The sequence below is a fragment of the Vreelandella mediterranea genome (assembly GCF_970647075.1).
In genome coordinates, this window is record NZ_OZ310198.1 from 353164 (window position 1) to 376587 (window position 23424).

The 23424-nt window shown below is 59.5% G+C and carries 22 protein-coding genes; 16 read left to right on the plus strand and 6 right to left on the minus strand.

The genetic code is table 11. From position 1 onward, the window contains the following. The first annotated feature begins 7 nt into the window (after nt 1-7). The 4 genes from ACWFVE_RS01775 to menH all read left to right on the plus strand — a co-directional run bounded on the left by ACWFVE_RS01775 (nt 8) and on the right by menH (nt 4394). Nucleotides 8-466 (plus strand): DoxX family protein, encoded by a 459-nt coding sequence (locus ACWFVE_RS01775; RefSeq protein ID WP_447527583.1) that lies wholly within the window; start codon nt 8-10, stop codon nt 464-466. A 61-nt stretch (nt 467-527) separates the two neighbouring features. Continuing rightward, complete coding sequence (locus ACWFVE_RS01780) at nt 528-1856, plus strand: isochorismate synthase (RefSeq protein ID WP_447527584.1); 1329 nt, start codon at nt 528-530, stop codon at nt 1854-1856. Between the two features lie 5 nt (nt 1857-1861). Further along, nucleotides 1862-3613, plus strand: a complete 1752-nt coding sequence (gene menD / locus ACWFVE_RS01785) for a 2-succinyl-5-enolpyruvyl-6-hydroxy-3-cyclohexene-1-carboxylic-acid synthase (protein WP_447527585.1) — start codon at nt 1862-1864, stop codon at nt 3611-3613. Nucleotide 3614: 1 nt separating this feature from the next. Beyond that, entirely contained in the window at nt 3615-4394 is a 780-nt protein-coding gene (menH, locus tag ACWFVE_RS01790; protein WP_447527586.1) for a 2-succinyl-6-hydroxy-2,4-cyclohexadiene-1-carboxylate synthase, read from the plus strand. An 11-nt stretch (nt 4395-4405) separates the two neighbouring features. Here menH and ACWFVE_RS01795 read toward each other — a convergent pair whose 3' ends face one another. Beyond that, the gene (locus ACWFVE_RS01795; RefSeq protein WP_447527587.1) at nt 4406-5875 is read right to left on the minus strand and encodes an anion permease; all 1470 of its coding nucleotides are present in this window, start codon (nt 5873-5875) and stop codon (nt 4406-4408) included. Nucleotides 5876-6180: 305 nt separating this feature from the next. Here ACWFVE_RS01795 and frdA point away from each other — a divergent pair, with 305 nt between their 5' ends. From frdA to ACWFVE_RS01850, 11 genes are all read left to right on the plus strand, one after another. Continuing rightward, complete coding sequence (frdA, locus tag ACWFVE_RS01800; RefSeq protein ID WP_447527588.1) at nt 6181-7968, plus strand: fumarate reductase (quinol) flavoprotein subunit; 1788 nt, start codon at nt 6181-6183, stop codon at nt 7966-7968. Further along, nucleotides 7965-8732, plus strand: a complete 768-nt coding sequence (locus ACWFVE_RS01805) for a succinate dehydrogenase/fumarate reductase iron-sulfur subunit (protein WP_447527589.1) — start codon at nt 7965-7967, stop codon at nt 8730-8732. The genes frdA and ACWFVE_RS01805 overlap by 4 nt, the downstream gene beginning before the upstream one ends. Then, nucleotides 8725-9120, plus strand: coding sequence for a fumarate reductase subunit C (locus ACWFVE_RS01810; RefSeq protein WP_192536599.1), 396 nt, complete (start codon nt 8725-8727; stop codon nt 9118-9120). The genes ACWFVE_RS01805 and ACWFVE_RS01810 overlap by 8 nt, the downstream gene beginning before the upstream one ends. Before the next feature lie 2 nt (nt 9121-9122). Next, nucleotides 9123-9530, plus strand: coding sequence for a fumarate reductase subunit FrdD (gene frdD, locus ACWFVE_RS01815; protein ID WP_447527590.1), 408 nt, complete (start codon nt 9123-9125; stop codon nt 9528-9530). Nucleotides 9531-9577: 47 nt separating this feature from the next. Beyond that, a complete protein-coding gene (gene menB / locus ACWFVE_RS01820) occupies nt 9578-10438 on the plus strand; it encodes a 1,4-dihydroxy-2-naphthoyl-CoA synthase (protein ID WP_447527591.1) in 861 nt (286 codons plus the stop codon). Beyond that, a complete protein-coding gene (gene menC, locus ACWFVE_RS01825) occupies nt 10438-11379 on the plus strand; it encodes an o-succinylbenzoate synthase (protein WP_447527592.1) in 942 nt (313 codons plus the stop codon). Before menB ends, menC begins: the two co-directional genes overlap by 1 nt. Nucleotides 11380-11434: 55 nt before the next feature. Then, nucleotides 11435-12847, plus strand: coding sequence for an o-succinylbenzoate--CoA ligase (menE, locus tag ACWFVE_RS01830; protein WP_447527593.1), 1413 nt, complete (start codon nt 11435-11437; stop codon nt 12845-12847). Between the two features lie 257 nt (nt 12848-13104). Next, on the plus strand, nt 13105-13668 hold the full coding sequence (locus ACWFVE_RS01835) for a mobilome CxxCx(11)CxxC protein (protein WP_447527594.1): 564 nt from the start codon (nt 13105-13107) through the stop codon (nt 13666-13668). Nucleotides 13669-13682: 14 nt separating this feature from the next. Continuing rightward, nucleotides 13683-13889: a hypothetical protein gene (locus tag ACWFVE_RS01840; RefSeq protein ID WP_447527595.1), complete on the plus strand. Its 207-nt coding sequence runs from the start codon at nt 13683-13685 to the stop codon at nt 13887-13889. Nucleotides 13890-14041: 152 nt separating this feature from the next. Continuing rightward, nucleotides 14042-14788: a hypothetical protein gene (locus ACWFVE_RS01845; RefSeq protein WP_447527596.1), complete on the plus strand. Its 747-nt coding sequence runs from the start codon at nt 14042-14044 to the stop codon at nt 14786-14788. After that, nucleotides 14788-16275, plus strand: a complete 1488-nt coding sequence (locus ACWFVE_RS01850; RefSeq protein ID WP_447527597.1) for a hypothetical protein — start codon at nt 14788-14790, stop codon at nt 16273-16275. The genes ACWFVE_RS01845 and ACWFVE_RS01850 overlap by 1 nt, the downstream gene beginning before the upstream one ends. Before the next feature lie 163 nt (nt 16276-16438). On the opposite strand, the gene ACWFVE_RS01855 is transcribed toward ACWFVE_RS01850, so the two are convergent. Genes ACWFVE_RS01855 through ACWFVE_RS01875 form a run of 5 tightly spaced genes read right to left on the minus strand, consistent with a single transcriptional unit; the run spans nt 16439 to nt 21753 of the window. Next, a complete protein-coding gene (locus ACWFVE_RS01855) occupies nt 16439-17848 on the minus strand; it encodes an amidase (protein WP_447527598.1) in 1410 nt (469 codons plus the stop codon). Next, nucleotides 17848-19116: a Zn-dependent hydrolase gene (locus tag ACWFVE_RS01860; RefSeq protein ID WP_447527599.1), complete on the minus strand. Its 1269-nt coding sequence runs from the start codon at nt 19114-19116 to the stop codon at nt 17848-17850. Before ACWFVE_RS01860 ends, ACWFVE_RS01855 begins: the two co-directional genes overlap by 1 nt. Beyond that, nucleotides 19113-19970, minus strand: a complete 858-nt coding sequence (locus ACWFVE_RS01865; protein ID WP_447527600.1) for a FadR/GntR family transcriptional regulator — start codon at nt 19968-19970, stop codon at nt 19113-19115. Before ACWFVE_RS01865 ends, ACWFVE_RS01860 begins: the two co-directional genes overlap by 4 nt. Before the next feature lie 11 nt (nt 19971-19981). After that, complete coding sequence (locus tag ACWFVE_RS01870) at nt 19982-21499, minus strand: sodium:solute symporter family protein (protein WP_447527601.1); 1518 nt, start codon at nt 21497-21499, stop codon at nt 19982-19984. Then, complete coding sequence (locus ACWFVE_RS01875; protein WP_447527602.1) at nt 21499-21753, minus strand: hypothetical protein; 255 nt, start codon at nt 21751-21753, stop codon at nt 21499-21501. The genes ACWFVE_RS01870 and ACWFVE_RS01875 overlap by 1 nt, the downstream gene beginning before the upstream one ends. Nucleotides 21754-22130: 377 nt before the next feature. On the opposite strand from ACWFVE_RS01875, the gene ACWFVE_RS01880 reads away from it, so the two are divergent. Next, nucleotides 22131-23411, plus strand: coding sequence for an aminotransferase class III-fold pyridoxal phosphate-dependent enzyme (locus ACWFVE_RS01880; protein WP_447530487.1), 1281 nt, complete (start codon nt 22131-22133; stop codon nt 23409-23411). Nucleotides 23412-23424 lie beyond the last annotated feature (13 nt).

Below are 23424 nucleotides of genomic sequence, written 5' to 3' on the forward strand. Positions count from 1 at the left end.
CAAATATATGGCCTTCGTGTGGTTGGTGTTGCGCCTTTACCTGGGCGTGACCTGGCTCATGCTGGGTATCGGCAAGATCACCGGGGGCTTCGATGCTCAGGGCTTTTTGAGTAATGCCGTCGCCAACCCGGTCATGCGCGAGGGTAGCATGGTGTACCCCAACTACGTGGCCTTTCTGGAACACTTCGCACTGCCTTATGCCGAAGTGTTCAATGTGGTCATTCCCATAGGCGAAATACTGGTCGGGCTTGGGCTGATCGCGGGCGTTTTGACGTCGTTTGCCGCTTTTTTCGCCATCGTCATGAACATGTCCTTCTTGATGGCGGGCACCGTCTCGACCAACCCGTGGATGATCGCGCTCACTTTCTTCTTGCTGGTTGCCGGCGCCAATGCAGGCCGCTTTGGCGGAGACCGCTGGGTGCTACCCTATATCAAACACCGGTGGCTGGGTGTCCGCCATTCTTGAGTCTAACCACCTCTACATCGGGCCGTCGCATTGTGCAGCAGGTAAAGAAAATAGGTGCTCAATGAAGCCATCAGCAACCCCGGTCGTCGAGCTAAAGCGCCAGTTGGAAGCGCTTTGCCCTGACGACCGGCGGGGATTTATACGTCTGAGTACGCCTTGCCCGTGTGGCCCTTTGATGGATTGGCTGAACGGGCAGAGCGCGTTACCCAGGCTTTACTGGAAAGCGCGGGAAGCCGAGGCGCCGGAATACGCCATAGTGGGCGCCGCCCGGGCGTTTAATACCCTGGCGGCGCTGCATGGCGACCAGTGGGCCCTGGCCGCCGAACCAGGCGCGCAGCCCGGCTATTTTGGCGGAATGGCCTTCGACCCCGGAGCACCTGGGTGGACCGGGTTCGGCGCCTGTCATTTCGTGTTGCCCCGTATAGAGCTAAAGCGCGAGGGCTCGCTTACGACCCTGTCGCTGAATCTACGCTTTGATGAGCGCCCGCGGGAGCAGGAGCTGGCCGAGGCCCGGGCAGCGCTCGATTCACTAATGCCCCCACGACCCTTTCCGCCCCCCGTGCCGCTTACCCTTATGCGAGACGACATACCCACGCGGGCAGAGTGGGGTGAACGGGTCAAACGCGTGACACGGCCCGAGCAATTGAATGAAACGCCCAAGGTCGTGCTTTCACGCGAGACACGCCTGACGAGCAGTGAACTGCCGGACCCCTGGGCGCTGCTGGCGCGTTGGCAGGCGAAAGCCACCGGGTGTTTTCAGTTTGGTATTCAGTTCACCCCCGATGAGGCGTTTATTGGTTGCCCGCCGGAGCGGCTTTATGGGCGTGAAGGTCGCCACGTGGCGAGCGAAGCCCTGGCGGGCACGACACGCCGCGGGCGCGATGCTAAGCAGGATAGTGAACTGGCGGACGCACTGCTTCGGGATACCAAGAACAGTCTGGAAAACCAGTGTGTGTATCATCAGATACTGACCCAGCTAAAACCGCTTTCGCGCCAGGTAGGCATGGGTGAGGCGCACATCGTTACGCTGCGTTCGGTGCAGCATATCCGCCGCCTCATTCATGCCGAGCTTCACCCCGAGGTGACCGATCAGCAGCTTTTGATGCGCCTACCGCCCACGCCAGCGGTGGGGGGCGTGCCGCACGCCGCGGCGCTTTCGTTCATTCAGCGCCATGAAAGCCATCAGCGCGGTTGGTACGCGGGGGTGGTCGGGCGCATTAGTCATGCCAATAGCGACCTGGCGGTGGCGATCCGCTGTGCCCATGTAGGCGCCGATACGATTCGCCTCTATGCCGGCGCCGGTATCGTGGAAGGCTCTGAACCCGAGGCTGAATGGCGCGAGCTGGATAGTAAAATTGCCGATATCATGGCGCTTTTGGGTATGGGGTAACACACATGACCACGCCTGCTTCAATGCCTGGCTTTGCAACGCATCACGCCACTTTCAATCACCTCTGGGCCGCGCTGATGCTGGAGGAGCTTTATCGCCTGGGGGTGCGCGATGTCGTGCTGGCGCCGGGCTCGCGTTCGGCCCCGTTGACGGCGGCGGCCAGCGAACATGCGGGGCTAAACTGCCACTGCCATTTCGACGAACGCGGGCTTGGCTTTCTCGCGCTTGGCATGGCCCGGGGCAGCCATCGGCCGGTCGTGATCATCACGACCTCGGGGACGGCGGTCGCCAATCTTTATCCGGCGGTCGTGGAAGCCAAATTGACCGGCGTGCCGCTGGTGGTGATCTCCGCCGACCGGCCGATCGAGCTATTGGATAACGGCAGCAACCAGGCGATCGATCAGCGGGATATTTTCGCCCGCCACACGGTCGAGCACCGCGATTTGCCGCCGCCAGCCGCTGAGATGCAAGCGGCTTTTTTGCTGAGTACCATCGACCACTGTGTCGATCGACAGCGCCGCACGCCTGGGCCTATCCATATTAACTGCCGGTATCGCGAACCGCTCTACCCGGGTCGCGAGTTACTGGATGCCACCCACTATCTTGCCCCGCTAGGCCGCTGGCAGGCAGGCACCGCCCCCTGGAGTGATTGGCAGGCGCCTGTGGAAACCCCTGCACACACTAGCGCGTGCGATAGCGAGTGGGAGGTGTTTTCTCGAAAGCAGGGCATGATTGTCGTGGGCAATATCGAGGGAAGCGCCCATGCCCCCCACCAGGTAGCGAAAATCGTCGAGCTCTCCAAACAGTTGGGCTGGCCTTTATTGGCCGACCTGCAAAGCCAGCTTCGCTTCGATCCACAGAACCTGGTGTATTTCGACCTGGCCCTTCATGACCCGCAGTTTTACGAAGAGCTTGCCCGGGCCGAGGTACTGCTGCAGTTCGGCGGGCGGCTGATTTCCAAGCGGTTGACCGGCTTTATCGCGCAAAAGCCCTGGCAGGACACCTGGCTGGTCGATCCGCTGCCGCAACGGCTCGACCCCGATTACGTGATCAGGCGCCGCTGGGTCAGCCCGCCCGACGCGTTCATTGAAGCGTTGCCCACACTCGCCGAGCGGCCGCCCTGGCACCGGTTGGACAGCCTTCAGCGGCGCACCCGCGAGTGTGTCGACGCGCGATGTGCTGCGTTTTCCGAACTGGGGGTGTGCCACCAGCTGGCGCAACAGGCGAAAGGGCAGCTGGTGGTCGGCAATAGCCTGGTGGCGCGGCTGATGAATATGCTGGGCACCTCCCGTGAAATGCCCCTGCGGGTATTCACCAATCGCGGCGCTTCCGGCATCGATGGCCTAACGGCCACGGCCTACGGCCTCAGTTGTACCCATCCAGGGCCCACCACCCTCGTGCTGGGGGACACCAGCGCCCTGCACGACCTCAACAGCCTGGCGCTGCTGAAACAGGCGGCGCACCCCTTGGTGGTGGTCATTCTCAATAACGATGGCGGCAGCATTTTTCATATGCTGCCGGTGCCCAAAGAAGGCGAGCAGTTGGAGCGCTACTTTCGCCAGCCCCACGGGCTAAGCTTTGAGCATGCGGCTTCGATGTTCGGGCTTGCGTACGCCGCGCCCGATTCGCTCGATGCCTTTACCGCGGCCTACCAGCAGGCCCTCGAGACCGGCGTTACGCTGATCGAAATCAGCTTGCCTCATCAGCAGGTAGCGGATGAGCTGGCGGCCCTGGGCACAGCGATTCGAGAGGCCTGATATGAGCGACTCTACCAGGCATTCTTCCAGCCATTCTTCCAACCCGCCCCTGATAATGCTGCATGGCCTGTTAGGCGACCGGCACGACTGGATAAAGGTCCGTGACCAGTTGGCGGGGAAGGGTATTCCGACGCTGGCACTGGACCTGCCCGGCCACGGCGAGAACCACGGCGTGCAGGTAAGCTCTTTCGACGCATTTCATCACTGGTTGGGCAACACCTTGAACGCCCGGGGCATCGACCGCTACTGCTTGCTGGGGTATTCCCTGGGCGGGCGGCTGGCGCTTTATCACGCCAGCCGCCAACCGCCGGGGCTTCAAGCGTTATGGCTGGAGAGTGCCCACCCCGGGCTACCCGAAAGCGAGCGGCCGGGGCGTCTTGCGCATGATGAACGCTGGGCAATACGCTTCGAGCAGGAACCGCTTCAAAGCGTGCTCGCCAACTGGTACCAGCAGCCCGTATTTGCCGATCTCTCCACCGCGGCGCGCAGCCAGCAGTGCAAGCGCCGGGGTCACAATATCGGTAAGTCCGTAGCTTGCATGTTGCGGGCCACGTCGCTGGGGCATCAGCCCTCTCAGTGGCAGTGGCTGGCAGACACCTCGTTGCCGGTCGGCTACCTGTCCGGCCTTCACGACGCCAAATTCAACGGCCTGGCGACCCGCCTGGCAGCGGCGGCGCCCCACATAGCGCATGCCCCCCTCGAAGGGGGGCACAATCTGCATTCCGAGCAGCCCGGCCAGGTCGCGCGGCAGTTGGAAAGCTGGTATCGCGCGCTCCTTTAAGGGCCCTTTGCTCAGTGGATCAGCAGCAGCCACGGAAGCCCGACCGCCAACCAGACCAACAGAAACAGCAGGCCGAAGACCGCCCCTAGCCGCCACCAAAGGCCGCCCGGCAGGTAGCCGCTGCCGTAGTAGACAGGGCTTGGGCCGGTGCCGTAGGGCGTCAAAATGCCCATGAAGCCAAGCGTGGGGAGCAGCAGCAGAACGAACAGCTCCATATCCAGCCCCGCGATGCCCGAGGCCGCCGCCAGCATGACCGGCAGTAAAGCCGTCACGTGGGCGGTAACGCTGGCAAACAGGTAGTGGAGCAGATAGAAAATCACGGTGAGCGCGACCATGGCCATCACGGGGTTGAAGCCGCTGATCTGCCCGCCGACCACGCCACCGAACCAGTTGACGAACCCGACCTGGCTCAGCCCGCCGGCCAGGGCCACCAGGGTGGCAAACCAGACAAAGGTATTCCAGGCCGCGCGGTTATCGAGAATATCGTTCCAGTCGATGATGCCGGTCAGCAGCATGGCGCAAATGACCACCAGGCCCACCAGGGACGCCGAAATGATGTCGCCGCCAAAGATCCACAGCAGTAAGGCCGTGACCACCATAACGACCAAAAGGATTTCATGGCGAGTCAAGCGGCCCAGCTTGACCAGTTCTTGGCCGGCCCAGTCGGAAATTTCATTACCCGCTTTTACCTCTGGGGCGCACAGCCAGTAGCACAACAAGGGCACCAGGAGTAGCAGGAAAATACCCACCGGCGCGACCGCCATGAACCACTGCCCCCAGTTGATATGCAGGCCGGTGGCACTTTCGGTCAGTGCGATGGCCAGCAGGTTGGGGGCCAGTGCGGTCAGAAACAGCGAGCTTGTGACACAGGTGGACACGATGGCCGTCCACATCAAAAAGCTGCCCATGCGCTTCATGCTGGGGTCGTTGGGGTGGGAATCGTAAAGCGGCGGCAGGTTGCGAATCACCGGGTAGATGGTGCCGCCGCTGCGCGCGGTGTTGGAGGGCGTGAACGGCGCCAGAATCGCATCCGCGATCATGACCGCGTAACCCAGCGTTAGGGTGCGCTTGCCCATGGATTTCACCAGCCAAAGCGAGATGCGCCGCCCCAGGCCGGTTTTCTCATAGCCAAGGGCAAACATGAAGGCGCCAAAAATCAGCCAAACGGTCGAGTTGGTGAAGCCCGAGACCGCCCAGGCGAAGGCCTGGTTGGCAGCATTGAAGCCTTCCACTGCCAACTGCTCCGGCGAAAACAGTACCCATTGCGAAAGCAGCGCGGCCAGCGTCACCCCGAGTAGGCCAACGACTGCACCGGGCAGGGGCTCGAGTATCAGCCCGACCACACAGCCCAGAAAAATGGCAAAAAAGTACCACGCATGCGGTGCCAGCCCCGATGGCGCGGGTATCAAGGCAACGACGATGGCGACAAAAAGGGGTGCTAACAACTTCCATAACGGCACGGGTTGAGCACGACTGGTCATGTTGCCCTCTCTTATAGCGGGTCAGGTCAGAAAATTACCCGTAAATCACTTACGGGAGGAAAAAGTGGGGGTCAGTGGCCTCCTTGTACGCGGCCTGAAAGACGCCGGCGCAACGTCACGGTGGGTGGAGATATGACTGTAATACGTGCGCCCAAGGCCTTTGATTGACGTGTGTCAATAGTTCTTTGGATTAAGGCGCGGTCAATAACTTTGACGTGCCGGGGTATGGTAATTTCAAACCAGAAAAGAGTGCCGTAGAGCGCTTTATCGGTAAGCTCTTAACCTGGCCAGCGGAAGGGGGTGCCATGCGTCAGCAGGATTTCGATATTGTCATCGTAGGGGGAGGCGGTGCGGGGTTGCGCGCTGCGATAGGCGCGGCCGAGGCCGCCAAAGAGCAGGGTACCTCGCAGCGTATTGCAATGCTCTCCAAGGTCTATCCCATGCGCTCGCATACCGTAGCCGCCGAAGGTGGCGCGGCGGCGGTTACCAGCAGCGACGACACCCACCAAGCTCACTTCGATGACACCGTCTCCGGCGGCGACTGGCTGGTCGAGCAGGGCGTGGTGGATTACTTCGTTCATCATGCCTATCAGGAGCTGGTGCAGATGGAGCGCTGGGGCTGCCCCTGGAGTCGTAAAGACGACGGCCAGGTGCAGGTGCGCCGTTTTGGCGGCATGAAAACCGCCCGCACCTGGTTTGCCGCGGATAAAACCGGCTTTCACATGCTGCATACGCTCTTTCAGACCTCGCTCAAATACCCGGAGATCGAGCGCTTCGATGAGTATTTCGTGCTCGACCTGGCCGTTCACGAAGGCGCGGTCATCGGCGTCATTGCGCTGCAGATCGCGACCGGCGAGCTGACGCTGCTGCGCGCCAAGGCGGTGGTGTTGGCCACCGGCGGCGCCGGGCGCCTGTTTCGCTTCAATACCAATGCAGGCATCGTCACCGGCGACGGCATGGCGATGGCCTACCGCCACGGCGTAGCGCTGCGCGATATGGAGTTCGTGCAGTATCACCCTACCGGGTTGCCCGGTTCCGGCATTCTGATTACCGAAGCGTGCCGCGGCGAAGGCGGAATTCTGCTCAATAAGGACGGCTACCGTTACTTGCAGGATTACGGCCTGGGCCCGGAAACGCCGCTGGGCCAACCGGAAAACAAGTACATGGAGCTGGGCCCGCGGGACAAGCTCTCCCAGGCGTTTTGGCAGGAGCAGCAGGCCGGGCGCACCGGCAAATTCGGCGACAGCGACGTGGTGTATCTCGACCTTCGCCACCTGGGTGAGAAAACCATCCTCGAGCGCCTGCCGTTCATCTGCGAGCTGGCCAAATCCTATATCAACGTCGACCCGGTGAAGGAACCTATCCCCATTCGCCCCGCCGTTCACTACACCATGGGCGGGATCGAGACCAACCCACAGTGCGAAACCTCGATCACTGGGCTCTACGCCGCCGGGGAGTGTGCCTCGGTGGGCTTGCACGGCGCCAATCGTTTGGGCTCCAACTCACTCACCGAACTGCTGGTGTTTGGCCGCCTGGCCGGTGAACAGGCAAGCCGGCGTGCGGCACACACCGAGTGGGCCGATAGCGCTCTTCTACACGCCCAGGCCGAGCGCCAACAGGCCACGCTTGCGCGCCTTTGCGATGGCGGCGGCAGCGGCGAGAACTGGGTGGATCTCAAACATGCCATGGTGCAGGCCATGGAAAGCGGCTGTGGTATCTACCGCACCGAGGAGAGCATGGCCCAGGCGTTGGCACAAATTCGAAAACTGCGCGCGCGCTACCGCGAGATTCGTGTCAACGATACCAGCAAGATATTCAATACCGAGCTTCTGGAGTGCCTCGAACTTGGGTGTGGCCTGGATATCGCCGAAGCCTCGTGCCTTGGTGCCCTGGAGCGGCGTGAATCCCGCGGTGCCCACCAGCGTCTGGACGAAGGGATGCAAACGCGGGACGACGTTAACTACCTCAAGCACAGCCAGGTGTTCTATCAAGGCGAGGCGCCTGCCGAGCTGCACTGGCAGGAGGTCGATGTACGCTTTTCCGCCCCGGCAGAACGGGCCTATGGGGATGCCGGTAAAGGGGGCAAGGTATGAACAAGACCATCAGCGTTAAGCGCTACGTACCCGATAACGCGGCGGAGTCCTACTGGCAGGCCTTCGAGCTGCCGGTTGATGACAGCACGTCGCTACTGGACGCCCTCAACCATATAAAAGAGCAGTTGGATAGCACGCTGAGCTACCGCTGGTCGTGTCGCATGGCGATCTGCGGCTCCTGTGGGGTCATGGTGAACGGCATTCCCAAGCTCGGCTGCAAAACCTTTTTGCGCGATTATGACGGCGAGATCCGTATCGAGCCGCTCGCCCACTTTCCGGTACAGCGCGACCTGGTCGTGGACATGGAGATCTTTCTCGAGCACCTGGCGGCGGTGAAGCCCTACCTGATTGACGACAATCCGGTAAAACCTTACGACCCTAAAGCGCCGGAAACCTATAAGCAGTCGCCGGCGCAGCTTGCCCGCTACAAGCAGTTCGCCAACTGCATCAACTGCGGGCTCTGCTACTCGGCGTGCCCGCAGTTCGGGCTCAACCCCGAGTTTCGGGGCCCGGCGGCGATCGCGCTGGCCCACCGTTATAACCAGGACAGCCGCGACCACGGCAAAAAGCAGCGTATGGCGGAGCTTAACCGCCATGAGGGCGTGTGGAGCTGCACCTTCGTCGGCTTTTGCTCGAAGGTGTGCCCGAAGCACGTCGACCCCGCCGCGGCGGTGAACCAGGGCAAGGTCGAAGCGGCCAAGCATACCTTGATCGCCTTGTTCAAAGGCGATGAGATGAACGGCGAGGGGAAGGCGCATGAATAAAACATCATCGCAACGCTTGCCGCCACTGAAACGCAACTGGTGGCTAAAGCATCGGTTTTTCAAACTTTATATGCTGCGTGAAGCCACGGTCTTGCCGCTGGTGTTTTTCCTGCTTTGTTTGATGGCGGGAATGGTGGCGCTCGTTCAGGGGGCGGATAGCTGGCAGGGCTGGGTGGGCTTCATGGGCTCGCCGGTGGTGTTGGCGCTGAACCTTCTGGCGCTTGCCGCGAGCCTTTATCACGCCGCCACGTTCTTTGTGCTGTTTCCACGGGTCATGCCGCTGCGCATCGCGGGCCGTAGCCTGCCTGACAATATGATCGTGGCGGGGCAGTGGGCAGGTGTGGTGGTCGTCGCGCTACTGTTCTTCTGGTTATTGGGGAGGGCCTGAATATGAGCAAGCAAGCCATGAGTAAACCCGGCAGCCCACAGGCGGCCCCCCACCAACAAGCCTTCGATGAGCCGCTTTGGTGGGGGCTTTTCAGCGCGGGCGGCGTCTGTTTTGCGGTCCTTTTGCCTGCCGTCATCCTGTTTATTGGCGTTTTGTTGCCGCTTGGGCTGCTGCCCGCCGACGCGCTAAGCTACGGGCGGGCCACGGCGCTACTGTTCAGCGTACCGGGCTTTTTGTTTGTCGGCGCAGTGGTGTGCCTGCCGCTCTTTCATGCCGCTCACCGGCTGCGCCATGGCCTGTTCGATATAAGCGTGGGCCGCGACGGCTTCAACAAGAAACTGATGTACGGCGCGGCGGCGCTGCTGAGTATGCTGGCATTAGGCCTGGTGGTGGCCGGTATGCTGAGCTGACCGGCGCACGGGACGCAGAACGCCTTAACCGATTAAAAGAGACTGACATGATTAACGGACTGACTGAATCAGAACTCTATGCCCCCATCGCGTGGCAGGACAACTCCGCAGACTACCAGGATATTCTGTATCACACCTCGAGCGAGGGCGTGGCCCGCATTACCATCAACCGCCCCGAGGTGCGCAACGCCTTTCGCCCGCAAACGGTCAATGAAATGGCCCAGGCACTCAACCGCGCCCGCCACGACAGCGCCATTGGCGCCATTCTACTGACCGGCGCCGGTGATAAAGCGTTCTGCTCCGGCGGCGACCAGCGTATTCGCGGCGACTACGGCGGCTACCAGGACGAAGAGGGCACCCATCACCTCAACGTGTTGGATTTTCAGCGCGATATTCGCACCTGCCCGAAGCCGGTGGTGGCCATGGTGGCCGGCTACGCCATTGGCGGCGGCCACGTGCTGCACCTGATGTGCGATTTGACCATCGCCGCCGACAACGCCGTGTTCGGCCAGACCGGACCCAAGGTCGGCTCGTTTGACGGCGGCTACGGCGCTTCCTATCTGGCGCGCATCGTGGGTCAGAAAAAGGCCCGGGAGATCTGGTTTTTGTGCCGCCAGTACAGCGCCGAACAAGCGCTCGACATGGGTCTGGTCAACCACGTGGTGCCTTTGGCAGAGCTCGAACGCGAGAGCGTGCGCTGGTGTCGCGAGATGCTCCAGCACAGCCCCATGGCGCTGCGCTGCCTGAAGGCCTCGCTGAACGCCGACTGCGACGGCCAGGCGGGGCTTCAGGAGCTGGCCGGCAACGCCACCATGCTCTACTACATGACCGAAGAGGGCCAGGAGGGGCGCAACGCGTTCAATGAAAAGCGCCGCCCGGACTTCTCCCGCTACCCGCGTAACCCCTGATGGCGCGGGCGCTCTACCGCTACGCGCTGGCGCTGACTAAGCCGCTGATCTTCAACGGCCAGCGGCTGACCCACCGCGAAGGGCTGCTGGTCGAGGTTGACGGCCAGTGGGGCGAGATCGCCCCGCTGCCGGGCTTCTCCCGCGAGACACTGGCCCAGGCCGAAGCCGAGGCGCTTGACTGCCTTGCCGCCCTCGAGCGCGGCGAACCCATCGCCCCGCAGCTTGCCTCGGTGCAGTTTGGCCTCGACTGCGCCCGGCGCGCCTGGCCCGAACACTTACCCGAGGCGGCGGCTCCTTATCCGCTGCTCCAGGGTACGCCCGCCTATCTGATGGTCGCTATCGAAGTCCGCCTCAAGGCCTGGCGAGCGGCGCCGCCTGCGCACCTCAAACTCAAGGTCGCCCGCTACCCCCTCGATGAAGAGCTGGCGCTCATCAAGCGGCTAAGCGAGCGCCTGCCCACCACCCGGCTGATCCTCGATGCCAACGGGGGCTTTACCCGCGAGCAGGCGCTGCGCTTTTGTGCCCGGCTGCCCGAGGGGCAGGTCGATTATCTGGAAGAACCCTGCGCCGCGCTTGCCGACACCCAGGCGGTGGCCGAGGCGACCGGGGTGGCCTTCGCGCTGGACGAAACGCTCTCGCAGCAGCGCCCCTGGCAGCCCCACCCGCAGCTCGCCGCGCTGGTCATCAAGCCCACGCTGGTTGGCTCGCTCTCCAAATGCCAAGCGCTGGTCGAACGCGCCCGGGCGCTGGGGCTTGGCGTGGTGGTCTCGTCGAGCTTCGAATCCGACCTGGGGCTAGGCGTGCTTTCGCGCCTTGCCCGGGAGTGGGCGCCGGGCCAGCCGCCGGGGCTCGATACCGCGGACTCGCTTGCGGAGCGCGTCACCGATGAGCGCGGCGCGGTCCTGCGTGAGCGCTGCCAGTGCCTTTTCCGCGCCGAGTGAGACGCCATTACGTTCCCCGTTATCCACTTCATTCAGCCATCGTCAGGAGTGTTGCGTGACCGAGCCATGCCCCATCCATTACTGGGCCACCCAGACCCCCGAACATACTGCGATCGAAGCGGGCGACCTGCGGCTAAGCTACCGCGACCTGGACCGCCGCGTGGCAGCGCTGGCCCAGCAGTTGGCGCGCCAAGGCGTGGCGCCCGGCGAGCGGCTGCTGGTGCCCGCCCGAGGATCACTCGAGGCGCTGTTGCTGGCCTGGGCCTGCCTGCGCGCCCGCGTGGTGTTCTGCCCGGTCAACCCGGCATTTCCCGCCGCCCAGCAGCTCGCCATGGCGGGGCGCCTGCCCGCGCGTTTCGTGGCCCAGCCCGAAGGCGTCAGCGCGGAGCTTACAAGCGCCAAGGCGCTGACGCCGCTGGCGCTGGACTTCACCGCCGAGGCCGAACCGGGCGAACCCACCCTCGACCCACGCCAGCCCAGCAACACGATTTTCACCTCCGGCTCCAGCGGCACGCCCAAAGCGGTGCAGCACCGGCTGGGCAACCACCTGGCCTCGGCGCGGGGCTCGGCGTCGTTTATTCCCGTGGATCAAACGAGCGGCTGGCTGCTCTCGCTTCCGCTTTTTCATATCGGCGGCTACGCCATCGCCTTTCGGGTCTTTCTGGTCGGCGGGCGCGTCATTATCGACGACGGCTCGCCCTTATTGGCGCGCCTCGAGCAGCGGCCGATCACCCATCTTTCGCTGGTGCCCACCCAGCTATGGCGGCTGCTGCACGCGGGCTTTGACCCGCAAAAGACCAAACTGCGCGAGCTGCTGCTGGGCGGCGCGGCGATCCCCACGCCGCTGGTCGACAAGATGACCGCGCTGGGTTTAACCCCTAAAGTGAGCTATGGGCTCTCGGAGATGGCAAGCCAGGTATGCACCGGCCTGCCCGGCGACCCCGGCGTGGTCGGCGTACCGCTACCCGGGCGCGAGGTACGCATCAAAGACGGCGAGATTCAGGTGCGCGGCGAAACGCTCTTCGACGGCTATTTGCGCGAAGGGCAGCTCGACCCAGCGGTGGATAGCGAGGGCTGGTTTGCCACCAAGGACAAGGGCCACTTCACCGAACAAGGCGAGCTGGTCGTCGAAGGACGGCTAGACAACGCCTTTATCTCCGGCGGCGAAAACATCCAGCCCGAAGCCATCGAACAGCGCCTGGTCAACCACCCCGGCATCGCCCAGGCGCTGGTGGTGCCCGTACCCCACCCGGAATGGGGCGAACGCCCGGTGGCGTTTATTGACTACCACGCCGAGGCGGTGGCCGAAGCCGCGCTCGATGCCTGGGTACGTGAAGCGCTGCCCGGTTTCATGGCGCCGGACGCCTGGCTTGCCTGGCCCGAAGGCGTGGGCTTCAAGCCTTCGCGGCAGGCGTTTGCGGCGAAGGCGCGGGAAGTGCTTGAACCAGCCGAAAAGGTCAGCGAGTGAAGACCTACGACCTATGGCTGACGGCTGTCATCAAATTTACGCGTGACCGAAGGTAAGTTTGTGGATAGAGTATGATTTAATCGAGCAACGTGGGCGGGCACGCGAACAGTGGATATGCAGGCTGCAAATTGATCGGCGCTATATTGATCAGTGAGTTACGTTTTGTGTGTCGGCTGCATAACATCAATAAAAGCGCTGGCGCGTTTATTGGTGTCATGTGGCTGGGCGTATAATTCACTGTTAGCATTCATCGAGAAGTGTCATGGATAAAAAAAAACATAATTGATAGTTGCAGAGAAAAAGAATTCCATGCTTATGGAACAATAAGGATTTTTGAAAAACGAGCTAGAAATCTTCAAGTTCGTAGAACTTGGATAACCTTTCTTGGAATCGTAATTCCACTTGTGGTTGGTTCTATAGTTTTAGCGTTTGGAACACTAACTGCCGCGCTACCATATCTACTAACTTTTGCAGGTGTAGTTAGTACAATACAACTTATTTTATCTACATGGTCAATCGTATCTCGGTGGGATGAGAAGTATGATTATGCTATTGAGTCAGTAAGGGATAACACATATCTATACAATAAGTTTAAAGCTTTGGCAGAGAGGCCACCTAACGACCTTGATGTAAAATTTTTTGAGTTGACGAAAGAAAATGAAAGACGTGAATCAGCTGACATAACTAAGCACATTACCGATAAAGAAAAACGTTATGCCAATTATTTGTCATTAAAGTATTACAACAAGCCTTGCCATGTGTGCAATGAGATACCCAAAACATCAAAACCCTCTAAATGTGATGGTTGCGGTAATTTTTAACAAAGGAGTAAGTGATGAATCAAAATGTAGCTAAGTTTATTAAGGCGTTTCAATCGCTTTCAACTGATGAAAAGCGTCAGGTAATGGAAATAGCTAAAGCGCTAAATGATGCTGGCCCATTCAATGAAAGTCGAATAATTAAATCATTCGGCTTAGAGTCAATGGATACCACTGTAAATTTTGCGCCGGCACCAGGCCGTTGTCCAACTTGTGGTAAATAAATACTAACGAGAATTTAAGACGGTTCCAAAAATGCGTGCTGGACCCGCTTCGCTCAAACATAGCACGCATTTACTCACCGCTTGATTGGGCGTTTAATGTGACTCTCTAAGGTATCAAGATATGAGTTTTTTACACAAAAAATGGGGTATTTATGGCTCAATGCATAGCCAAATTACTTTGTAATTACGATGATAGAAATTCAGATATTGATCAAATATTGTCGCATCTAGAGTCATCAATAGAGAAAATAGTAAACGAAATCCAGGAGCTGCCAAGCCAACCTGATGAAAAATTAACACTCTATGGCCCCTACCTTGGTCGAGCATTGATGGAGTTAGCCACAACTGCAATGTTGGCAAAACTAGACCCATTAAGAATATTGATAACTAAAGGTAGGCAAACCCAGCCAGACTATGAACTAGAGCGGCCTCAGAAGGCGTCACTTAAGTGGCAGGGTGATGTAATGGGAGAGCAAGTACCTAATTTATGGGATGATAAATCTCTTAATAACCCAACTCGCGCCATTCTGGGCCGCTATAGCGTCGAACTGGTGCTGACGAAAAGTGCACAAAACCTATTAGATGAGGTGACTGAAGACGCGGTAGGTGAATGGCATCAAGATCTCACAAGCTTGGAAGCGAAGCCACTTGTTATGAAAATGATAACTCAACTTAGTAGTCTGTACTCCACATTGTCCAAAGGCATTCATCACGAATTACTAATTCCAATTGATTCAGTTTTAGACAGAGACACGGTAGTGAGCAGGCTCAATGAGACTATTTTTGTGGTGGCAACTCTTGGTTTGATAGTTTCTTTTGTTCCTCATGCGTATGCGAGAAATGACGTATCTACTAATTTTTCATTATATAAGTCAGCTAAAGAGTTAGAGGTTAACTGATGGAACATGATGCACATGAAGAGAACTCTCTTGTCTTGGCTGCTGAAGACTTTGATTTAAATAGTTTTGAAGAGTTCCATTTTTTTACAGCCCAAGATCGCAAAAATATATCAAAGTTGAGGGCGCACGGTCCAGTTTTGCTCAAGGGAGCGAGAGGCTCGGGTAAGAGTGCGTTAATGATCGAAGCACATTTAGGATTATATCCAAAAAATGAAGATAGCAATGTTATTGGGGTTTACGTGAGTCTCAGGCACCTAGAATTATTGAGATCAACAGGTGATGCCTACATAAAACTTCTTTGCAAACTAATAGCCAGAGAGGCTAATAGGAGCTTTGATAAAGAAGTCTTGCCTACTACGATTGAATCTATATTCGATTTGCAAGATGAATTAACTACTCTATCTGTCGAAGAAGATAAACGGCTAGTTCTCTTTTTTGATGACGCTGCCCACATTGGTAGAGAAGCTAATCTTAATGACTTTTTTGACGCTTTTAGAACTCTTTCAAATAGCTATATTTCATGTAAAGCGTCGATCTATCCTGGTGTAACTCGTTTTGGCACTAGATTTGATATTTATAATGATGCAACTGTAATTGATGTTAATCGATCTGAAAAATTGCCAGATTTTTCAAAGGTTTTTGAAGAAGTTGTAGAGCGCAGGTTTAGCAACTCATTGAGTCAAGATAAATTCTCAAAGTCTTTGTCCAAGCAGGACTTTTGTGACCTCGTTGGACAGTCCGTGCTTGGTAATATGAGGGCATTTATATTCGCGTGCAATGAAATTATTAGCATTGCGTCCGAATCAAAAAACATTGCATATTCCCATATATCCGAGTCATTTAAGCAGTTGTCAAGTAATTATTTTTGGCCACTCTTGGAAGAAATTAAGCCAAAGCTAGGAATGTATGAAGCAATGGTTGATCCAGCTGAACATATTGCTTTGTTGTTGTTTGAAAAGGTCGGGGGTAATAATGAAAGAGCAGTTATTATACTAAGAGAGATTTGCCATAAATATAGCAAGCCTATTGAAATATTAGAATATATCGGATTTATTTCACGTAGGGAGGTTTCTAGGGTTATGAAGTCTCGAGGGCGTGGAACCCGATATATGCTTAATGTATGTATACTTTCAGAGTATATGCCAAATGGGAGAATTAGTTCTGATGATTATGAAAAGTGGAAGAGTAGTGATGAAAAAGCTCTAGAGTTCCATCGTGGCAGCGAGTTGCTAGAGATAGAGTTACCTGAAGTTGGCGAAGATCATGACCTTGATATATTAAGAAAGCCGATAAGCATACTTTCTAAATCGAATGCCTATCCGTATGGATTGACAGAGTTAATGATCCAAAAGCTAGAGGAAAAGGGTATAGGAACTATTGAAAATCTGCTCGAAATACCAGATGAGGAAATAACTGAGATTGAACGGATTGGCGAGAAAACATTGAAAAGAATTAGAAGTACTACTAACCAGGCAGTTTGGATGTAGCACAGTTAACAAACGGCTGCACAGCGACCTATTTGAAGCCGCTTCGAGGCTCCAAGTCGGCGAATGAGCCGGGCGTTATGACTAAACGAACCGCCATCCTCCAACATCTCAAACGCCGTCTTTTTGAACCTCCCGGTAAGCATTTCGCCGCCGTTGGTGATATTTAGGCGGCGGATGGCACTAGCCTCGGCAACACCCCCTCCAACAACCGCGCCACATGCAGCAACTTCATGTCTTGGTACTTACCTGCCACCAAGTGAAGCCCCACCGGCAACCCCTGGTCATCCAGCCCGCAGGGCATGGAGGCGGCGGGTTGCTGGGTGAGGTTGAAGGGGTAGCTGAACGGGGTCCAGTCCATCCAATCCTTATAAGGCCCACCGGGCGGCACGTTATGGCCCGCCGTGAACGGTGATATCGGCATGGTGGGGGTCACCAGCAGGTCATATCGCTCGTGAAACGCCGCCATGTGGGCGGTCAGCTCGCTGCGCGCGCGCCGGGCGGCCAGGTACGCCGAAAGCGATACGTTTTGACCGCGCCGGGCAATGTCCAAAAAGCCCGGGTCCAAGGCCGCCTGCTGTGCCTCATCCAGCTTCTCCAGCGCCTGGGTGGCGCCCGCGAACCAGAGCGTATTGAACGTTTCCAGCGGGTTGTCAAAGCCCGGATCGATGCGCTCGACCGTGGCGCCCAGCGCTTCCAGATGGCCGATGGCTTCTTCCACTCGTCTGGCGATGTCCGGTGCCACGTCCACGTAACCCAGGTTCGCGCTAAAGGCGATGCGGTAGCCGCTCAGGTCGGCTGGCGGTGGCGCTCGCCAGTCGGGGCCTTGTGGGTTGCCCGCGTAGCCGTCGCGGCTGTCCGGCTGGGCCATCACGCTTAACATCAGCGCGCTGTCCGCGGCGGTGCGGGTAATCGGCCCCAGGTGCGAAAGCGTGCCCATGGCGCTGGCGGGCCATTGGGGCACCCAGCCAAACGTCGGCTTGATGCCAAAGGTGCCGGTAAAGCTGCACGGAATGCGAATGGAGCCGCCCGCGTCACTGCCCTGGTGAAGAAGGCCGAGGTTGAGCGCCGCCGCGGCGCCCGCGCCGCCGGAGGAACCACCGGGCGTCAGCCGGGTATCCCAGGGGTTGCGGGTAATGCCGTGCAGCGGGTTGTCGGTGACGCCTTTCCAGCCAAATTCTGGTGAGGTGGTCTTGCCGATCACGATGGCCCCGGCCTCGCGCAGGTGGCGGCTGATGGGCGCGTCCACCTGCCAGGGGCCTTCGGTCGAGGTGGTGGTCGAGCCCATGCGGGTGGGCAGCCCCTTCGTCAGGGTCAGGTCCTTGATGGTTACCGGTACGCCGTCCAGCGGCCCGCAGGGCGCGCCCTGTTGCCAGCGCTGGTGCGATGCCTGGGCGAGCTCGCGCGCCTCGCGCTCATTGACCACGCTAAAGGCGTTGATGCGTGGGTTGTCGCGCGCGATGCGGGCCAGGCAGTCTTCGACGAGGGTTTCCGGGCTGAGCGTGCCTTCGCGAAACCGCGCCAGCGCTTCACAGGCGGTCAGCGTCTCGAAGGTTTCCTGGGAAGGGTTGGTCATCACGCACCCCCTTCATCGGTACCCGCCGCGTCCAGCACCGCGTGAAGCAGCACGTTGGCGCCGGCGTGAACGTGTTCGGGTGTGGCGCTCTCGGCCTCGTTGTGACTGATGCCGTCCTTGCAGGGGATGAAGATCATCGCCGCCGGCGCCACGCGATTGATGAAAATAGCGTCGTGGCCTGCGCCGCTGATGATCTCCTGATGCGAAAGCCCCAGCGTCTCGGCGCCCTGGCGAACACGCTCGACGCAGGTTTTATCGAAAAACTCCGGCGCGAAGGTCGCTGTCGGCGTGAGCTCAAACTCGAGCCCGTGGCGCTTGCTGATCTCCTCGACGGCCTGGGTTACCTCGCGGCTCATCGCTTCCAGCGCCTCGGGCTCCCAGTGGCGCATGTCCAGAGTCATCTTCACTTGCCCGGGGATCACATTGCGCGAGCCCGGGTGAAGCGCCATGTAGCCCACCGTGCCCCGGCCGTGGGGGGCGTAGGCATGGGCGATACGGTTGAGCGCCTGGGTGACTTCCGCCGCGCCCATCATGGCGTCTCGGCGTAAATCCATGGGCGTGGGGCCGGCGTGGGCTTCTAACCCGGTGAGCGTCAGGTCGAACCACTGCTGGCCGAGGGCGCCGATCACCACGCCGATGGTGGTGTCGGTGTCTTCGAGGATGGGGCCCTGCTCGATGTGGGGTTCGAAGTAGGCCGCGATTTCCTCGGGGGAGACGTCGTCGCTGCCGCGATAGCCGGTCTCATCCAGCGCGTCGCTTGCCGTCATGCCCTCGGCATCGGTGCGCGCCATCATCTCGTCGAACCCGAGCTCGCCGGTAAACACGCCGGAGCCCATCATGCAGGGCGCAAAACGGCAGCCCTCTTCGTTGGTCCAGGCGGCGATCTCGACGGGCGCGCGGGTTTTGATGTCGCGCTGGTTCAAGGTGCGAACGACCTCGAGGCTCGCCAGCACGCCAAAGGCGCCGTCGTACTTGCCGCCGGTGGGCTGGCTGTCCAGGTGGCTGCCGGCCATGACCGTCTTGGCCTGCGGGTCGCGGCCTTCCCGGCGAGCGAAGATGTTACCGATGCGATCGATACGCACCGTGCAGCCTTCGGCCTTGCACCACTCGATGAATAAATCCCGCCCCTGGCGGTCCAGGTCGGTGAGCGCTTGACGGTTGACGCCGCCTTTAGGCGTTTCGCCCAGCTTGGCCATCTCCATCATCGAGGCCCAAAGGCGGTCGCTGTCGGTGGTCAGGTCGGTTGGGGTGGTTTGCGTCGCGGTCATGTTGTTCTCCTCGCAGGGTTAAGCGCTGAGGGCGCCGGTCGAGCGTTGTCTGTCAACAAATCGTGCAGTTTGGAGCGTTGATGTGAATCGAAGTGAAGGCTGCCGGTCAGCATCTGGGCGGCCATCTCGGCTTCTAGGGCGCTCATGTGAAATTCCGCATCCGCCATGTGCTCGGCCATTATCTTGCGCACGCGCGGCGTGTCCTCGGCGCGGTAGGCCTCTACCAATTGACGGTGGTAGTCCTGGTTGGCCCGGTCGAACTGGCCGCGTTCGGGCACGTAAGCTTTCTTGATGACGACCAGGTCGCGCAGCATGTCGTTGAGAAACCGGCACATGAATGCCAGCAGCGGGTTGGGGCAGGCGGCCGCCAGCAGCTGATGGAACTCGAGCTCCAGAAACCGCTGATGGCGGTGATCGTCCTCGCTGGCACCACAGCCGCCGCAAGCGGCCATATTGGCTTCGAGCTGGCGGTAATCTTCCTCACTCAGCCGACCGACCACGGAGGCGGCCAGCTCCACTTCCAGAAGTTTGCGCAACTGGTACACCTGCCAGCCGTCGAGCTTTTGAAAGTGCAGAAAATTGCGCAGCATGCGGCTGGCGGGTTCCATGCCCGGCTGATTGATCACCGCGCCTCCTTTGGGGCCGGTTTTCAAGGTGATCAGCCCCTCGACCTCGAGAATCTTCAGCGCCTCGCGCACGGTGGCTTTGGCGCTGCCGTAGAGTTCCATCAAGGCTTTTTCGTTGGGCAGCCGGTCGCCTTCACCGAGCGACTCAGCGGCGATCCAGCGCTTGATGTCGTCGCTGATCAGCTCGGCGAGCTTGGGGCGGCGGCCGGGCGTGGCGGGGTGAGCCATCAAGGCGCTCCTTACCGGTTACGCGTCGCGGTGGAAGCGGTATCGGCGGTCAGACGCTCCGGGTGGTACTCGGCGTCGTACTCCCTGCGCGCCTGGGTGAAGCGCTCGACCACCTCGGTGTCGCGGCGCTCTAACGCACGGCTCAGCCCGATAAACAGTAAAACGTTGAGCAAAAGCCCCCAGATGCCGGCGTGAAAACCGAAGGGTGCGCTCAGCGGGCCAAAGGTCATCAGCAGTACGCAGGCCACGCCCACCCACAGGCCGGCCAGGGCGGCGGTAGGGTGGGCTCGCTTCCAGGCGATAGCGCCAACGGTGGGCACGATCAGTTGCGCGGTACCCGCCAGCGCGGCAATGCCGATGGTCACCAGCACGCCGGGTACGGTGAGCGCCATGATGTAAGCAGCCAGCGAGAAGCCGACCAGCGAGTAGCGCCCGATGGTCACGATGCGTATCTGGCTCGCGTCCCGGTTCACGTAGCGCTTGTAGATATCCATGGTGACCACGGTGGACACCGCGTGGATCTGGGAGTTGGCCGTCGACATCGCCGCCGAAGCGCCCGCCGCCATGATCAGCGAGGCAAGCAGATAAGGGGCGTACTCCATCAGCATGATGGGCAGGATCTGGTCGGGGTTTTCCACGCCCGGCTCCAGCAGCACGCCGGAATAGCCCGACAGCACCGAACCCACGTAGGCAAAGGCCGCCAGGCCCAGCAAAAAGGGCATCAGGTTGAAGAGCTTGCCGTGTTTGACCGAGTACATGCGCAGCCAGATTTGCGGGCCCATGAAGGCGCCGATGGCCGTAATCGCAAACAGCGAGAACCACATGGGGTAGCCCATGTTGCCGTTCGGCCCCGGCAGGGTCAGGTGCGCCGGCGAGGATTGCTGTAGCTGGCTGAATAGCGCGACGGGCCCGCCCAGCTGGGTCGAGATGTAGTAGCCCGCGTATAGCATGCCGAAAAAGAGCAGGGCGCCGTAGATAACATCGGTCCAGGCGATGGCGCGGATACCGCCGATCCAGACGTAAACGATGATGATGAAGTAGAAAAGCAGCGCCGCCAGCCAGAAGGGAATCAAGCCGTTGGAGGCGACTTCGATCAAGTAGGCGCCGCCGGTGAGCTGGATCTGCAGGTAGGGGACGGTAAAAAACAGAATGATGGCGGCCACGGTGATGCGCAGCGCCTCGCTGTTATAAAAGTCGCCCATCAGGTCCGAAGGCGTTAAATAGTCGAACCGCTTGCCCAGAAACCAGACCCGTTTACCCACGGCGTAATACATGAAGCCAAACAGCAGGTTCCAGGCAAGGGCGGTGAGAAAGACCGGCCCGTTGGTGTAGAACGTGGCGTTGGAGCCCAGAAACGCGAAGGCGCTCCACCAGGTCGCCGCCACGGTAAAAAATACCGCAATACTGCCCATTGCCCGGCCCTGAACGAAGAAGTCCTCGCTGGTGGCCTGGGATTGGCGGGCCGATAGCACCCCAACGATCAACGGGATGATCATGAAGGCCGCAATGATAAAGAGGCTACCAGACATTATTTTTCTCCCTGATCAGCGGGGTGATGCCCTCGACGAGCCGGTGTCGCGCTGCCCCAGTTGGTGAAATACGCCACCAAAAACGTCAGCGTCAGCATCAGCCACCAGAACAGGTTCCAGGCCAGGAAGAAGGGAATGCCGAGCACCGTGGGCTCGATACGATTGGCCACCAGGATGAGGGGGCTTTCCAGCATTACAAAACCAAACGCGATGGCGCCATACAGCCACAGCTTGGCAGGAGGGAAGTGCTTCATGACGAATTAGCCCTTTGTTGATATCCGCTTTATACGTAGTTGTGAGCGGCAGTCAGCACCGTCGAGAGCCGCAAGGGCGCCGCGATATTTGACTTGGGTAGGCGTGCTTATCGGTTTTTATATTTATTCGTATAAATACAATAATTAGGGCTATTCCAAAAAAACGTCAAGGAGTGCGTGCCTGTCACGGCCACGTATTACGTATAAATTTACTAACGTGAGCTAAAGAGAAATCTTGTTTGATAAACGTATTTCGTAACGCATGCTGACTTCATATCCTTATCGCTATGGAGTTTGCCACCGTGACGGATCTCTCCACGACCTCGCACGCTGGCGCCCAGCAAGGCGCCAACGAAACGCTCAACAAGCACTACTGGATGCCCTACACCGGCAACCGCGATTTTCGCGCTCACCCCCGTGTCATTACCGGCGCCGAAGGGCGCTACTACATCGACGACCAGGGTCGTAAGTTGTTCGATTCGCTCTCCGGGCTCTGGACGTGTGGCGCGGGGCACAACCGGGAAGAGATCCAAAAAGCCGTCTCGAAGCAGCTCGGTTCGCTGGATTTCGCGCCGGGTTTTCAAATCGGCCACCCCCTGGCGTTCGAGCTGGCGGAGAAGATCGCAAGCCTTACGCCTAAAGGGCTCGACCATGTCTTTTTCACCAACTCCGGCTCGGATGCGGCGGACACCTCGCTCAAGATGGCCAGGGCCTACTGGCGCTTGAAGGGCAAGCCCGAAAAGACGCGCCTGGTCGGCCGCGCCAAGGGGTATCACGGCGTGAACGTGGGCGGCACGAGCATGGGCGGCATTGGTGGCAACCGTAAGCACTACGGCCAGCTGCTGGACGTCACGCACTTGCCGCACACCCTCCAGGCTGGCCACGCCTTCACCAAAGGCCAGGCCGAGACCGGCGCGGAGCTTGCCGATGCGCTGCTCGACCAGATCGCCCTGCACGACGCCTCGAACATCGCCGCGGTGATCGTCGAGCCGATGTCCGGCTCCGCCGGCGTCATCGTGCCGCCGAAAGGTTACCTGGACCGGCTGCGCCAGATCTGTACCGAGCACGATATCCTGCTGATTTTCGATGAAGTAATCACCGCCTTCGGGCGCAGCGGCGCGCGCACCGGCGCCGAGGCCTTTGGCGTGACGCCGGACATCATGAACGTCGCCAAGCAGGTCACCAACGGCGCGGTGCCCATGGGCGCGGTGATCGCCAACAGTGAAATCTTCGATACCTTCATGCACGGCGGCGGGCCGGACCACGCCATCGAGTTCGTCCACGGCTACACCTACAGCGCCCACCCGGTCGCTTGCGCGGCGGGGCTGGCCTCGCTCGAGCTGTTCGAGCGCGAAGACTTCCCCGGGCAGGTGCGCGGCATCGCCCCGGCGTTCGAGGCGAAGCTGCACGCGCTAAAAGGCCGCGCGAACGTGGTGGATATCCGCAATTTTGGGCTCGCCGGGGCCATCCAGCTCGCCCCGCGCGACGGTGACCCGACCATTCGCCCCCGGGATGCCCATATGGCACTCTGGGAGGCCGGCTTTTACGTACGCTTCGGTGGCGATACGCTGCAGTTCGGCCCTCCGTTTGGTACCACGGAAGCCGAGCTCGAGCGGCTGTTCGATGCGGTGGCAAGTACCCTGGATTCGTTGGCATAACCGATTGGAGTAA